Source organism: Komagataeibacter melomenusus (genome assembly GCF_013155395.1).
Lineage (GTDB): Bacteria > Pseudomonadota > Alphaproteobacteria > Acetobacterales > Acetobacteraceae > Komagataeibacter > Komagataeibacter melomenusus.
This window is the reverse complement of sequence record NZ_JABJWC010000027.1, coordinates 1-14,829: the sequence shown is the minus strand read 5'-3', so window position 1 is coordinate 14,829 and position 14,829 is coordinate 1. Positions and strand designations below refer to the sequence as shown.

General features: G+C 67.6%; 12 protein-coding genes. 5 read left to right on the top strand and 7 right to left on the bottom strand.

All coding sequences use genetic code 11. The features are described 5' to 3' along the window. Window positions 1–186: 186 nt before the first annotated feature. Window positions 187–1,416: a glycosyltransferase family 4 protein gene (locus tag HNW77_RS10980; RefSeq protein ID WP_172157676.1), complete on the bottom strand. Its 1,230-nt coding sequence runs from the start codon at window positions 1,414–1,416 to the stop codon at window positions 187–189. A gap of 202 nt (window positions 1,417–1,618) precedes the next feature. Between HNW77_RS10980 and HNW77_RS10975 the strand changes: the two genes are divergently transcribed. The 4 genes from HNW77_RS10975 to infC all read left to right on the top strand — a co-directional run bounded on the left by HNW77_RS10975 (window position 1,619) and on the right by infC (window position 6,120). Continuing rightward, window positions 1,619–2,491, top strand: coding sequence for a tetratricopeptide repeat protein (locus HNW77_RS10975; protein ID WP_241694414.1), 873 nt, complete (start codon window positions 1,619–1,621; stop codon window positions 2,489–2,491). Between the two features lie 3 nt (window positions 2,492–2,494). Further along, on the top strand, window positions 2,495–3,397 hold the full coding sequence (locus HNW77_RS10970) for a glycosyltransferase family 9 protein (protein WP_172157629.1): 903 nt from the start codon (window positions 2,495–2,497) through the stop codon (window positions 3,395–3,397). Between the two features lie 42 nt (window positions 3,398–3,439). Next, window positions 3,440–5,374 carry a threonine--tRNA ligase gene (thrS, locus tag HNW77_RS10965; protein WP_172157627.1) on the top strand — a complete coding sequence of 645 codons (1,935 nt, stop codon included), beginning with the start codon at window positions 3,440–3,442 and terminating at the stop codon, window positions 5,372–5,374. A gap of 224 nt (window positions 5,375–5,598) precedes the next feature. Then, window positions 5,599–6,120, top strand: a complete 522-nt coding sequence (gene infC / locus HNW77_RS10960) for a translation initiation factor IF-3 (protein ID WP_172157625.1) — start codon at window positions 5,599–5,601, stop codon at window positions 6,118–6,120. A gap of 142 nt (window positions 6,121–6,262) precedes the next feature. On the opposite strand, the gene HNW77_RS10955 is transcribed toward infC, so the two are convergent. The 6 genes from HNW77_RS10955 to hrpB all read right to left on the bottom strand — a co-directional run bounded on the left by HNW77_RS10955 (window position 6,263) and on the right by hrpB (window position 13,686). Continuing rightward, window positions 6,263–7,012: an SIMPL domain-containing protein gene (locus HNW77_RS10955; protein ID WP_172157623.1), complete on the bottom strand. Its 750-nt coding sequence runs from the start codon at window positions 7,010–7,012 to the stop codon at window positions 6,263–6,265. Then, a complete protein-coding gene (locus HNW77_RS10950) occupies window positions 7,009–7,341 on the bottom strand; it encodes a hypothetical protein (protein WP_172157621.1) in 333 nt (110 codons plus the stop codon). Before HNW77_RS10950 ends, HNW77_RS10955 begins: the two co-directional genes overlap by 4 nt. A 4-nt stretch (window positions 7,342–7,345) precedes the next feature. Then, the gene (locus HNW77_RS10945) at window positions 7,346–8,950 is read right to left on the bottom strand and encodes a sensor histidine kinase (protein ID WP_241694413.1); all 1,605 of its coding nucleotides are present in this window, start codon (window positions 8,948–8,950) and stop codon (window positions 7,346–7,348) included. Window positions 8,951–9,064: 114 nt separating this feature from the next. Further along, window positions 9,065–9,745 carry a winged helix-turn-helix domain-containing protein gene (locus tag HNW77_RS10940; RefSeq protein WP_078524887.1) on the bottom strand — a complete coding sequence of 227 codons (681 nt, stop codon included), beginning with the start codon at window positions 9,743–9,745 and terminating at the stop codon, window positions 9,065–9,067. 31 nt (window positions 9,746–9,776) lie between these two features. Next, window positions 9,777–10,991, bottom strand: a complete 1,215-nt coding sequence (locus tag HNW77_RS10935; protein ID WP_241694412.1) for a S1C family serine protease — start codon at window positions 10,989–10,991, stop codon at window positions 9,777–9,779. 136 nt (window positions 10,992–11,127) lie between these two features. Continuing rightward, window positions 11,128–13,686, bottom strand: coding sequence for an ATP-dependent helicase HrpB (gene hrpB, locus HNW77_RS10930; protein ID WP_241694411.1), 2,559 nt, complete (start codon window positions 13,684–13,686; stop codon window positions 11,128–11,130). Window positions 13,687–13,785: 99 nt separating this feature from the next. On the opposite strand from hrpB, the gene HNW77_RS10925 reads away from it, so the two are divergent. Further along, window positions 13,786–14,829: protein-disulfide reductase DsbD domain-containing protein (locus HNW77_RS10925; protein WP_408886817.1), on the top strand; the 1,044-nt coding region annotated here is incomplete at its 3' end.

Below are 14,829 nucleotides of genomic sequence, written 5' to 3'. Positions count from 1 at the left end.
CATCCCCGTCCGCCAGGAATCAGAATGTGCCATGGGTGAAGAATTTCAGCCGTGTTGTCGACTGTAAAACCACCCCTTGCATATGGCCCATGCTCGGGGCTGGATGCTCGGCCCGTGTTTTGGCGCGGCCATGAGGCAGATCAAGGCATTGTTGCACCGTATATGACATAATTACGGTGCGCCCCCTCAGCCCGCCTGGGGCAGGGCTTCCTCATCCCAGTCCAGGCTGCCCACGGCAGCGTGATAGAACGTGTCCGCCAGCCGGGTGTGCAGGAGTTCATCATAAACGCACAGGGTCGCGTACTGCATGGCCTGGGTGGAATAATGCAGGTACACGTTTTCGCGCGCGCGGGCGGCCAGGTCCGCGCGTTCGCCTGCCGACAGGTCGGCCACGTGGCGGATGCACGCGGCCAGCGCCTGCGCATCATCGGGGGGGAAGGCAAAGCCGGTCACGCCGTTCTCCACCGTCTCGAGTGCGGCGCCGTGGGCGGCCACGATCACGGGGCGGCCCATGGCCTGCGCCTCCACCACCACGCGGCCGAACGGCTCGGGCCTGCGTGAGGGCACCACGATCATGTCAGCCAGCATCATGGCCGCGGGCATGTCGGCACAGTGTCCGGCGAAGCGCAGGTGTTCGGCGATGCCGCAGCGCTCGGCCTGGGCTACGAGCGCACGGCCTTCCTTCGCGTTGGCCTCGCCCACGAAAATGCATACCCAGTCCTGGGCGATGCCCTGCGTGCGGGTGAGGTGGGCCAGCGCCTCGATCAGCACGGCGTGGCCTTTCCACCCGGTTACGCGCGCGGGCAGCATGATGACGGCGGCCCCGTCGGGGATCTGCCACAGCCCCATAAGCTTCTGCACGCGGTTGCCGCGCACGTTATGCGGGTCGAAGCGCAGCATGTCCGCCCCGCGCGGGATCAGGCGCAGGCGGTCATCGCCCACCTTGTATTCATCGCGCAGGCGGGTGGCGATGTACTGGCTGATGGCAATGACCCGCGCGCCCGAGGCGAGCACGCTGTTATAGCGCTTCTTGCCCGGCAGGTTGGCGGCATGCACCCCATGCCAGGTGGTGACCAGCGGCACGCCCGCCCGGCGGCAGGCCAGCGATGCCGCCCAGGCGGGCGCGCGCGAGCGGGCATGCACCAGGTTGACGCCATGCTCGGCCATGACATGGCGCAGCCTGCTGGCGTTGCGCATGATGGAGAAGGGATTCTTGGCCCCGAGTTCGAGCGCGATGGGGGTTGCGCCGATATATTTCAGGCGTGGCACAAGGCGCCCGCCCGCACTGGCCACAAGCGCCGTGCCGCCAGCCTGTACGATGGCCTGCGCCATTTCCAGCGTGCCATGTTCTATCCCGCCGGATTCGAGCGCAGGCAGCACCTGCAGGATGACGGGTCGGTCAGTAACGGTTTGCATCACATTCCACCATATCACGAACGCAATGGAACTGCACGGTCTGCCGGTCAATGGGGCTTTGGCCTTGACCTTGGCCGCAGGCAGGCCGACGAATGCGCTAATGAGATTTTCTGCCCAGTCCTTCCCCTGCGCGCCTGCCGTATGGCGCAGTCCTGCCGCAAGGCCGGTGGCGGTGTTTTCGTGCCCCCGGCGCGCGGGTTTCATGGCCGTTGGCCTCGTGCTGGCCGCAGGCCTTGCGTGCGGGCGCGCCCGGGCCGATGAAACCGGTCCCGTAAAAGAAGAAGCGGCGCCGCCCATCGCCACGCCCTCATCCACGCCGCCTGCGGCACCGCAGGGCTGGGATTTCAACCACTGCACCGCCACCCTGGCCGATGACCCCGATGGCGCCCGCGATTATGCCGAGGACTGGCGCAGCCATGGCGGCGGCCTCGAGGCCGAGCAATGCGCGGCCCTGGCCCAGATGGAACTGGGTGATGTCGCCACCGCCGCCACCACCCTCGACCGGCTGGCGCATGTGCCCGACTGGCCGGATGGCCCGCCGCCCGAAGGCAGGCGGGGCAGCCGGCAGGCCGTGGTGGAAACACCCGCCTCCCGCCTGCGCCGTGCCAGCGTGGCGGAGGCGGCAGCCCGCGCCTGGCAGGCTGATGACAGCCCGAAACAGGCCTTCGACAGCGCAACCTATGGGCTGGCGCTGGCCCCCGATGACCCGGCGCTGAAGCTGGTCTATGCGCGGGTGGCGGTGGAACTGGGCCAGCCCCAGCGCGCCATCGACATGCTCACGCCGCTGCCATCCGCGCCAGGCGCGCGTGACGAGGCGCTGGTGGCGCGGGCGGGCGCGTGGCGCAAGCTCGGGCGCATCGACCAGGGCATGGCCGACATCAACGCCGCCCTGCATGACATGCCCCATAACGGCGCGGCCCTGCTCGAGCGCGGTATCCTGTACCAGCGCCAGGGCCAGATGGAACTGGCCCGCGCCGACTGGCTGGACGTGGTCAGGCAGGCCCCGGATTCGGATGAGGCCGACCTTGCGCGCCAGGACCTCGCTTTGCTGGAAACCGACCCCGAGGCACCCTGATCAATGGCCCGCATCCTTGTCATCCGCCTGGGCGCGCTGGGCGATTTCGTGCAGTCCTTTGCCCCGTTTGCCGCCATCCGCGCCCATCATGCCCATGATGAAGTGGACCTGCTGACCCAGGCACCCTTTGCCGAACTCGGTCGCGCCTGCCCGTGGTTCGACCATGTACTGCTCGACCGCAGGCCGCCGTGGCGCGACATTGCCGCCATCATGGCGCTGCGGCGCATGCTGCGGGGGTATGACTTCATTTACGACCTGCAGACCTCGGGGCGCAGCACGCGCTATTTTCATCTTTCGGGCGGCAGGGCGTGGTCGGGAATCGGGCGCGGCGCGCAGGCGGTGCATGACAACCCGCAGCGGCGCTTCATGCATACCCGCGCCCGCCAGCGCGACCAGCTCAGGCGGGCGGGACTCGCGCACCTGCCCGTGCCCGACCTGTCATGGCTGGCACGGGGCGGCCCGGTGCTGCCCGCGCCCTATGCGGTGCTCGTGCCAGGTGCTGCCGCCCACCGCCCGGCCAAGCGCTGGCCGGCAGAACGCTATGCAGCCCTTGCCGTGCGCCTGCGCGGCCAGGGCCTGCTGCCGGTCGTGGTGGGGGGCGGGGGCGAGGCCGGGCTGGCCTGCACCATCCGCAACGCCTGCCCCGATGCGCTTGACCTGACCGGCCGGACCACGCTGCTCGAACTCGGCGGCGTGCTGGCCCGCGCGGCCTGGGCGGTGGGCAATGATACCGGCCCCATGCACATGGCAGCCGCCCTTGGGGTGAAGTGCACCGTGCTGTTTTCCGCCGACAGCAACCCCGCCCTGACCGCCCCGGTGGGGGTGCGGGCAGGGCAGGTGCGGGTGATTTATGTGCGTGATCTGGCCACCGTGCGCGTTGACAGGGTTGCGGCAACGCGCGGCTGACGCCATTACAGCGCAGTATCTTCTTACCGGAGCAATGAAACCATGCCTGCCATAACCCTGCCTGACGGATCCGTTCGCCGCTTTGACGGGGCAGTGACGGGCACGACCGTGGCGCAGTCCATCGGCGCCGGTCTTGCCCGCGCCGCCCTTGCCATGGAAGTGGATGGCAAGCTCATGGATATCGGCCGCGAGATCGACCATGATGCCAGCCTGCGCTTCATCACGCGCAAGGACCCCGAGGCGCTGGAAATGATCCGCCACGATGCCGCCCACGTGCTGGCGGAGGCCGTGCAGTCGCTCTTTCCGGGCACGCAGGTCACCATCGGCCCGTCGATCGAGAATGGTTTCTATTACGATTTCTATCGCAACGAGCCGTTCAGCCCGGAGGATTTCGCCGCCATCGAAAAGCGCATGGGCGAGATCGTGGCCGCCAACGAACCCTTCGTGCGCGAGGCGTGGCCGCGGGACAAGGCCATCGAATTCTTCGAGAACAGGGGCGAGCGCTTCAAGGCCGAACTGATCCGCGACCTGCCGGCGGATGAGGAAATCTCGATCTACCGCCAGGGCGAGTGGCTGGACCTGTGCCGCGGCCCGCACCTGCGCGGCACGGCCGATGTGGGCCATGCCTTCAAGCTGATGAAGGTGGCGGGTGCCTACTGGCGCGGCGACCACCGCAACCCCATGCTCACGCGCATCTACGGCACCGCCTGGCGCGACCGCAAGGAGCTTGAGGCCCACCTGCACCAGCTTGAGGAAGCCGAGCGCCGCGACCACCGCCGCATTGGCCGCGAGATGGACCTGTTCCACATTCAGGAAGAAGCCGTGGGCCAGATCTTCTGGCACCCCAAGGGCTGGCGGCTGTACACCGTGCTGCAGGACTACATGCGCCGCGCGCAGGACGGCAACGGCTACCAGGAAGTCCGCACCCCGCAACTCGTTGACCGCGCCCTGTGGGAGGCTTCCGGCCACTGGGACAAATACCGTGAGCACATGTTCATCGCCACCGTGGAGGACGAGGACAAGACCCTCGCGCTGAAGCCGATGAACTGCCCGTGCCATGTGCAGATCTTCCGCCACGGGCTGCGCTCGTATCGCGAACTGCCGCTGCGCATGGCGGAATTCGGGGCCTGCCACCGCTACGAGCCCTCGGGGGCGTTGCACGGCATCATGCGCGTGCGCGGCTTTACGCAGGATGATGCGCATATCTTCTGCACCGAGGACCAGATCGCCGACGAGACCGCACGCTTCGTGCGCATGCTCGCCGATGTGTACCAGGACCTTGGCTTCGAGCATTTCCGCGTCAAATTCGCCGATCGCCCCGAGCAGCGCGCAGGCGACGACGCAACATGGGACCGCGCCGAGAACGCGCTGAAAGTGGCCTGCGACATGGCGGGCGTCACCTATGAGCACAATCCGGGCGAGGGGGCATTCTATGGCCCCAAGCTGGAATTCGTGCTGCGTGACGCCATTGGCCGTGACTGGCAGTGCGGCACGCTGCAGGTCGATTACGTGCTGCCCGAGCGGCTCGATGCCTCCTATGTGGGCGAGGACAGCGCGCGCCATCGCCCGGTCATGCTGCACCGGGCCATCCTTGGTTCGTTCGAGCGCTTCCTCGGCATCCTGATCGAGCAGCATGCCGGGCGCTTCCCGCTATGGCTGGCGCCGACCCAGGTGGTCGTGGCCTCGATCGTGACCGATGCGGCCGATTATGCCCAGCACGTGACCGACAGCCTGCGCGCGGCGGGGCTGGTGGTGGAAGCCGACCTGCGCAACGAGAAGATCAACGCCAAGATTCGCGAGCACAGCCTGGCGCGCGTGCCGGTCATCCTGGTCGTGGGCCGCAAGGAAGCGGAGGAAAACACCGTGGCCATGCGCCGCCTTGGCGGCAAGACGCAGGAGGTGCTGCCGCTGGAAGAAGCGGTCTCGGCCCTTGCATATGAGGCCCTGCCACCCGATATCCGTCGCAAGCGCGGCTGATTGCCACTGTCGTGTGCCGGAACTGCATGGCTGTTTTCGCAGGCACGGGGCAGACAGTACTTGATCTGGGGCGCGTCTTTGCGTCACATATCTTTCCATAATGTAAGGTCATTCCTTGCCTGCGTGTTTTTCCGTGGCTCTGCCCACGGGCGCGGGCGGCAGGAATGGCCTTGCCTGCCGTTTGAATGAAACAGTTACAGGAGCTGACCATAGCCAGACCCCCGATGCCCACTCCGCCAAATCGAGAGGGCCCCCGCGTCAATGAAGAGATCCGCGTGCCGCAGGTGCGTCTGATCGATGAAGAGGGCGAGATGCTCGGCATCATGTCCACGCGTGATGCGCTGGCACGCGCCTATGCCGCTGGTCTTGACCTGCTTGAAATCAGCCCGAATGCCGAGCCCCCGGTGGCCAAGGTGCTCGATTACGGCAAGTTCAAATACGAGCAGCAGAAGAAGCGCAACGAAGCGCGCAAGAAGCAGAAAGTCATTGAAATCAAGGAAGTCAAGGTTCGCCCGAACATTGATGAAAATGACTATCAGGTTAAAATGCGTGCCATGAAGAGCTTCATTGGCGAGGGCGACAAGGTGAAGGTGACCCTTCGCTTCCGTGGCCGTGAAATGGCGCATCAGGATCTGGGTGTGAAGGTTCTCGAACGCATCCGCGCCGAGATGGATGAACTGGCCAAGGTTGAGCATATGCCCAAGCTTGAAAACCGCCAGATGATCATGGTGCTGGCACCGCGTTGATCCCTTTGCGGGGACAGGACGCAAAAGCCCGGAGGGATCACCCTCCGGGCTTTTTTTATGGATAAAGGGTTTTGGTGAAGCTTTTTTTCAAAAAGCTTCAAGGAACACCGCCTTTTGGAAAAAAGGCAGCGCCCAAGAACGTTCAGGGCTTGAGGATGACCGTCGCCCGTGCCATCGCGGTCACATCCTGCTGCCCGGTGGGGGCCTCGGGGGCGGCTCCATCAGCCGAGGCCATGCGGGCCATCATCATCATGGGCATGGGGCGGGGGAAGTTCTGCTCCTCCAGCGCAACCGAGCGGATGGAAACGACCCTGAGCCTGAGGGTCGCCGCCGCCGCCTGCGCGCGGGCCTGCATGTCTTCCAGCGCCAGGGTTTCGGCCTTGCGGGTCAGCTCCGCGCGCCTGGCGCGCGAGAGCGACCAGTCCAGCCGGGTCAGCGCCAAGTTCTCGGCCTGGATGCGGCCCACGAGCGGCAGCAGCACCTTGCCGTCGGCCGCTGTCAGGCGCAGGCCCTGCCGGGCGACCCAGCGTGGTTTGCGGTTTTGGTGCACATCGCCTTCATCATGATGCACGAAATAGGATTCGGCGTTGATCTCCAGCCCGTCCGTATGGGCGGTGGTGGCAATGGCCGCGCTGATGAGCGCATTGAGCTGCGCCTGTGCCGCGGCGGCGGTATCAGCCTGCGCCTCGGCCACGAAGGTGGCGGTCAGTTCATCGGGCGGGGCCTGCACGGTGCCGGTGGCACTCAGTTCGAGTTCGGTGCCATCGGGGCGGGTGGAGTCGGGTGTCTGGGCCATGCCTGCTGCCGGGTGCAGCCCGGCAACCGCCAGCAGGCCGCACAGTGCTATCCTGTGGCGGGTGCGGGCGGGAAAGGGAAAATGGAGTCGGGTCATGAATGCGTGGTCTCCTTGAGTTCGACCAACGCACGACGCAACCGTACGATGCCTGAGCGGATGCGCCCCTCGCGGCACATGTCGGCTCCCTGCATGCGCAGGCTGTCCACATCCTGCGGCAGGGTGGGGCCGTAGGCATCGATGATGTTGAGCAGCCGGTTGCAGTAGGCCTTGGTGTCGCTGGTAATGATGACCGGCTTGTCGCTCCCGCCGTCACGCGCGGCCATGATCTGGGGCGTGCCCTCCGGCGCTATCGGCGCGGGCGCTGCGCCGCACAGGCAGAAACTCATCACGACGATGGCGGGCGTCACGGAGGATTGCATGGTCATGATGCTACTCTACGCTACTGTTCGTGTCGTGCTGATGGGGTAAAGGTGACGTTTGAGTCATGCCTGATATGTGCGTGGATGCAGGCATATCCTCATCCGCTTCAGCCAGGGCGCTGGCCGCTACGGGCAGGGCGAGCGAAACCGTAAGCCCCGGCGCATGCGATGAGAGATGCATCTGCCCCCCATGCAGTTGCACGATGGCCCGCACCATCGACAGCCCCAGCCCCGAGCCGGGGGTGTGGCGGGCCTTCTCCGCGCGGAAGAAGCGCTCGGTCGCGCGCGCCATGTCCGCCTCGCTCATGCCAATGCCCTCGTCACTGACCGACAGGTCGAGCATGCCCTCGCCCGTGGGGCCGGCAAGGCGCCCCGGCGCGCTCTCGCGCAACTGCGCGCGCAGGTAAACCGTGCCGCCGGGGGGCGAGAATTTGATGGCGTTATCCAGCATGTTGGCCACCGCCTGCTGCACCAGCGAGCGGTCGCCATAAAAGAACAGGCGCGCGGGCAGGTCGAGGGCGAGGGCAATGCCATGCTCCTCGGCCACGGCTTCATACAGGTCGGCCACGTCGCGCAGCACGGGCACGAGGTCGAAGGTCATGAACGCCGAGCGGCGCGCGCCCGCCTCGATCTGGGCAATGCGCAGCAGGGCCTCGAACACGGCGGTCACGTTATCCAGGTCGCCTACCGCGCGATCGATCGCGCCGCGCAGTTCATCGGGCGTGCTGGCATGCAGCGCGGCATCTTCAAGCTGGGTGCGCGCGCGCGCGATGGGGGTGCGCAGGTCGTGCGCAATGGCGTTGGAGACCTGCCGCACGCCATCCATCAGGCGCACGATCCGGTCGAGCATTTCATTGATGGCCTCGGCCACCTGGTCCATCTCGTCGCCGTTGCCCACGAGCGGCATGCGGCGGCTCAGGTCGCCATGCGCGATGGCGGAGGTGGTGCGCGCCACGGTCTTGACCATGCGGCGGAAGATGCGGTGCACCAGCACCGCCCCGCTGATGGCCAGCAGCGTGACCATGACCCATGCCCAGAGCAGCGAATCGGTCAGCAGGTGGCGCAGGATGCCGCGCGCGCGCACGTCGCGCCCCACCAGCAGGCGGTAGCCGCTGTCAAGCTGGCCTTCCGTATGGGTCTGGGCCGTGCCGGGCAGGTTATAGGCATGGAGCTGGGCCATCCCGCGCAGCCCCGCGCGGGTATCGGGCAGGTTGTACCACCTGTCGGTATGTTCCACCCTGGCGGGCCAGGCGGAGACGTTGCCGGTCAGGTAATTGCCCTGCGGGTCCATGACCAGATAGATCGCGTCATCATCAAGGTTCTGTTCAAGCCGGTCCTCGATGGTCAGGGCCAGCGTGGGCAGGCCGCCCATGACCCAGCGCTCGGCCAGGCCGCGGGCATCGGCGTTGATGGCGGTTTCCACCTGGCGTTCAAGGAAGCCGATCGTGCCCCACCACATGAACGACATGAACAGGATGGAAGACAGCGCGAACATGGTGCCATAGGCCAGCGAAAAACGCAGGCTGGCCGACCGCCATGCCCGCCAGCGCGAGCGGCGTGGCGTGGCGGGCGTGGAAAAGGCGGGCGTTGTCATGGCCACCCGTGCAGGCGCCATCCACGCACGCACGACGGGGCATGGGGCGGACTGTAAAGGCGCATCCCTGCTGCCATGGGCCGCGCCGCCCCGTAAAAGGGCGCGCGTTTGCCCCTGCGGGGCGGGGGGCGCCTGTTACTCGGCACGCAGCATGTACCCCGCATTGCGGATGGTATGGATGAGCGGCGCGCCGAAGGGTTTGTCCACCTTCTGGCGCAGGCGCGAGACATGCACGTCGATCACGTTGGTCTGCGGGTCGAAATGGTAGTCCCACACACCCTCGAGCAGCATGGTGCGGGTCACGACCTGGCCTGCGTGGCGGGCGAGATATTCCAAAAGGCGGAATTCACGCGGCTGGAGGTCGATCTTCTGCCCCGCCCGGCGCACCGTGCGCGAGAGCAGGTCGATCTCGAGATCGGCCACTTCCAGCTTGGTCTGGGGCGCGGTTTCGGTGCGGCCCCGGCGGCCAAGCGCTTCGACGCGGGCCAGCAGTTCGCTGAAGGCGAACGGCTTGGTCACGTAGTCATCGCCGCCCGCCTTGAGGCCCTGCACGCGGTCATCCACATCGGCCAGCGCCGAGAGCAGCAGCACGGGGGTGGTGTTGTTCTGCGCGCGGATGGTCTCGAGCAGGCGCACGCCATCAATACCGCCGGGCAGCATGCGGTCGAGTATGATCAGGTCGAATTTCTCGCTCACGGCCATGAACAGGCCGTCCTTGCCGTTATCGGTCATCTCGACCAGGTGGCCCGCTTCCTTCAGGCCCTTGGCCACGAAAGAGCGGACGGTGGGGTCATCTTCAACAACAAGAATATGCAAAGTGGCCTCGTGTCGGTTGGGGCGGGGTCGGTCAGTCGTCCAGGTCTTCATCGGGGCGGTGGCCCACGCAGGCTTCCAGGCTCATGGTATCGTGGCGGCGGCGGATGTGCAGCGTTACGGTGGAGGCGGGCCGCTTGGCCGCGATCGAGCGGATCAGCATGCGCGCGGTATCGATCGGCTCGTCATTTACCGCCGTAATGACATCGCCAATGCGCAGGTGCGCCTTCATGGCCGGGCCATCGCGGTCGATTCCCACGATCTGCACGCCGCCATGCCCTGCGCCGTCGGCCAGTGTAACACCAAGCCAGCCGCGGTCTATATGCCCGTTATGGCGCAGTTCCTCCACAATGGGGGCCACGATCTCCGATGGCAGGCCAAAGCCGATGCCCACCGAGCCGCCGGTGGGCGAGACGATGGCCGTGTTCACCGCCACCACCTGCCCGCCCAGATTGAAGGACGGCCCGCCGGAATTGCCAGGGTTGATGGGCGCGTCGATCTGGAAAAAATCATCGAACGGGCTGGTGCCGATGTCGCGCCCGCGCGCCGAGACGATGCCTGCCGTAACACTCGAGCCCAGCCCGAAGGGGTTGCCCGCCGCCATGATCCAGTCACCGATATTGACCAGCCTGCTGTCGCCCCATGGCACGAAGGGCATGGGGTGGGGCGCATGGATCTGGATCACCGCGATATCGGTCAGGTCGTCGCTGCCCACAAGGCGGGCGGGAAACTCCGTGCCATCGGAGAGCGAGACGGTAATCTGGTCAGCGCCCCCCACCACATGCGCATTGGTCACGATCACGCCGCCGGGGTCGATCAGGAATCCCGAGCCCGCGCCGAGCATTTCCTCGCCATGGGCGCGCATGCGCTCGCGGAATTTATGCTCGAAGGGCGTGCCCTTCACGCTGGGCGGCAGGGGCTGGCGGGTAGCGGCCTGGTGGCTGTCCTGCGCCTGCGATACGGCAATGTTCACCACTGCGGGGCCAACCTGGCGCACCAGGGGGGCGAAGGTCAGCGGCCCGGTCTGCACCACCGGCGGCACGGGGGGCGCGAACAGCGAGGGACTGGCGGGCACGGTCGGTGCCCCCCCGTCCTGCGCAAGCGCCTGTGTGCCCGCGCCAGCCATGCCCAGCAGCAGGACCGGGAACAGGCGTGAAGCCGGACGGGCCGTGGCGGGCCATGTCATGCCGGGGGGCGGGGGAATGCGTTCATGATGCAGCATGTTATCCGAAAAAAGCGGCAATGCCATGTCTGCATGGCATGGTAGGGCAAGATGCATGCGTTTTTCGGAGCTGTCCGACAGACCCGCGCCCCACGGCCTGAAAACTGCATGACGTTTATGGTGGGGCTTTTTTCAAAAAACGCTGAAAAAACGCTGGCATGCCTTATGACGGACGGCGCGGGCGTGGTGGCGGCGGGCTGGCTGTCGCCGGGTTCTCGGGCCAGTCATGGCGGGGGTAGCGCCCGCGCATGTCGCGCCGCATATCCGCCCATGACCCGGCCCAGAACCCGGCCAGGTCCGCCGTGATCGCCTGTGGCCTGCCTGCGGGCGAGAGCAGGGCGATGCGCAGGTCGAGCCTGCCATCGGCCAGGCGCGGGGTCTGGGTCACGCCATAGAAGGTCTGGGCGCGGGCGGCGGCCACCGGCACGGGTTGCAGGTAGTCGATCGCGGCGCGGCCACCGGGCAGGTCCAGATGGGGGGGCAGCATGCGGTCCAGCCATTTCAGGCTGGCATGGTCCATGGTGGCGCGCAGCATGGCCAGAAGGTCCATCTCCGCCAGCGCGGACAGGCGGTTGACCCCCGCAAGCCATGGGGCGAGCCATGTTTCGGTGGTGGTGGCCAGCGCCGCATCCGACAGGTCAGGCAGGTCGGGGCGGTCAAGCCGCGTGCGGGCGGTCTCCACCCGCGCCTGTAGCTGGCGGCAGGCATCGGACCAGGTGAGCGTGGCAGCAAGGTTCTGCGCCGCCTGCGCGCACAGCAGGGTGCAGACCTCATCGGCGCTGGCGGTCACCGTGCGGTCGCGCAGCACGAGGGCGCCCAGCCGCAGCCTGCGCCGGGCCAGTACGCTGCCCGTGGTGGTGTCGAGCGTGGTTTCCACCTGTTCCTTCGCCCGCGCCAGCAGGGTCTGGGGCAGGTTGTCGCGCTCCAGCGGGGCGGCCAGGCAGATCTCGGCCGCCTTGCGCACATGCAGGCCCGCCACTGCCAGCAGGGGGCTGCGCGCCAGTTCATCGGTCTTGGAAAGCCGGGCACTCCCCCCGCCCGCCAGCCGGAAGGACCCCACATCGCCACGTGCCTGCGCCACCCGGTCGGGGAAGGCTGCGGCAATCAGGGCGGCCGGGTTGCCCGTGGCCTCGATGTCGCGGCCCAGTCCCAGCCGCCTGCGATACTGCCGGGCAGCATGGCGGATGCGCGAGAGTGCCGCGCGGTCGGCATCGGGGTGGTCGCCGCCTGCAATCAGGTCAAGGCGCAGGCGGATATCGGCCGGTGCCGCGGGTGGCGCGCCCCGGCTGCCGCCTGCAGGGCGGCGGGGGCGCAGCGGGTCGCGTTCCTCCAGCAGGGCGGCGATATCGGCGGCCATGGCGCGTTCGGGGGGGGTGCGGGCGGCCAGCATCATGGCGGCCAGGCGGGGATGGGCGCCAAGGGCTGCCATGCGCGTGCCCTCACGGGTGATGCGACCCGCCTCATCCAGCGCGCCGAGGGCTTCAAGCAGGCTGCGCCCGGCCTCGAACGCGCCATTGGGGGGCGTATCGGGAAAGGGCAGGTCGGCAGGCGCCGTGCCCATGGCTTCCTGCCACGCGGCGGCATCAAGCCGCAGGCCGGTCAGTTCGGCCTCCATCATTTCCGGCTGGTCGTGGGGTGGCATGGCGCGGGTGGTCATTTCCGTCCACAGCCGGATGGCGATGCCGGGTGCGACGCGGCCCGCGCGGCCCGCGCGCTGCTGGGCGGCAGCCCGCGAGATGCGCACCGTATCGAGTCGCGTCAGTCCCGTGCCCACATCCAGCCGGGGCACGCGGCGGAACCCGCCATCAACCACAATGCGCACGCCGGGCACGGTGAGCGAGGTCTCGGCAATGGAGGTGGACAGGATCACCCGCCTGCGCCCGGCGGGGTGGGGGGTGAGGGCCAGGTCCTGCTCGGCGGGGGGGAGTTCGCCATAGAGTGGCAGCACATCGGCATCGATACCGGCAAGGGCGGTGCGCGCGCGGTGAATTTCGGCCACGCCGGGCAGGAAGGCCAGCACGTCGCCTTCATCCTGCGCAATGGCGGTGCGGATGGCGGCGGCCATGGCATCGGGCAGGTCGCGGCGATGCACGAGGTCGCGCGTGGCGTGGCGGATTTCCACGGGGAACATCCGGCCTTCGCTTTCCACGCGCTCGGCATTCATGCGGGTGGCGAGTGCTGCGCCATCCATGGTGGCCGACATGGCCACCAGCCTGAGTTCCGGCCGCAGGCTGCGCTGGAGGTCAAGGCAGAAGGCCAGCGCCGCATCGGCATCGACCGAGCGTTCATGGATTTCATCAAAGATCACGCAGGCCACGCCATCAAGCGTGGGGTCGGACAGCAGGCGGCGCACCAGCAGCCCCTCGGTGATCACCTCGATGCGCGTGCGCTCCGAGGTCGCGCCATCAAGCCGGGTGCGGTAGCCCACCAGCCCGCCAACCGGCTCGCCCACCAGTTCGGCCATGCGGGTGGCGGCTGCGCGCGTGGCCAGCCTGCGGGGCTCAAGCATGAGGATGCGCCCATCACCCCGCCATGGGGCCGCAAGCAGGGCCAGCGGCACCAGCGTGGTCTTGCCTGCCCCCGGTGGCGCAACCAGAACGGCGTTGGATGTGCGGGCGAGTGCTGCCTGCAGGGCAGGCAGGGCCTCAGCCACGGGCAGGGCGGCGGCGTTTTGGGCCACAAGGGCATGCAGCCGGTTTTGCAAGGTCGGGTCGAAAGCCATATCCTCATCTTATGGCGTCGGGCATGGTGGCGGGGCAATCCTTGCCGTGCCGCGTGGCTGCGTTTTTCCTCATCCCCGGTTTTTGGTGGAGTACTGTCCGTGCCCTTTCTGTGGCTTGTGTCGATCCTGTGCATGCTGGTGGCAAACCTGCCGACTGCCCATGCAGCCCAGAGCGACCCCGTAACCTCGACCCGCGCCACCGCCACGCTGGTCACGGATGATGACACCTACAGCCCCGGCCGACCGCTGCATGTGGGCCTGCGCCTGCAACTTGCCCCCGGCTGGCACACCTACTGGCTCAACCCCGGTGATGCGGGCGATGCGCCCACGCTTGTGGTGAACGCGCAGGGGGGCGCCACCGGGCAGGCCAGCACCATCGAATGGCCCACGCCGCGCGTGCTGCATGACGGGCCGCTGACATCCTATGCCTATACCGGCGATGTGCTGCTGCCCGTTACCCTCACCCCCGTGGCGGGTGAGGGCGATGGTCCGCTTACGCTCAATGCCGTGGCGGACTGGCTGGTCTGTGCCGAGGTGTGCGTGCCCGAGCACGGCACGTTCAGCCTGAGCCTGCCGCGCGGTGCGCCCCAACCCTCGGCGCAGGCTACGGCCTTTGCGCAGGCCGCAGCGGGCCGCCCCGTGGCCTCGCCGTTTGCGGCCAGGGTCTCGGCGGAAGGGATCATGCAGTTGCGCGGGCGCGAACTCTCGCCCGACAGCGTGCGCGATGCCTGGTTCATGCCCGAGGTGGCGGGCGCGATCGATCAGGACGCCGCGCAGCCGCTCACGGTGCGCGATGGCGTGGTGCAGCTTGTGCTGCATCCGGGGCCGGAATTCCATGGCGGTGCCAACCTGTCGGGCATCGTGGTGCTGCGTGATGGCTCGGGGCGCGAGCGTGGGTTGCAGGTCAGGCCGGTGCCGGGGGCGGTCGAGGCCCTTGCCGCCCCCGTGGCGGTAGCGGATGCGCGCGCCAATGTGGGCGTGCTGCTGCTCATGGCGTTTGCAGGTGGCGTGATCCTGAACCTCATGCCCTGCGTCTTTCCCGTGCTGGCCATGAAGATCCTGGCCCTTGAGCGCATGGCGCGCGGGGAACGGGGGACGGCACTGGCGGGGGCTGCGGCTTATGGCGCGGGCGTGGTGGTGTCC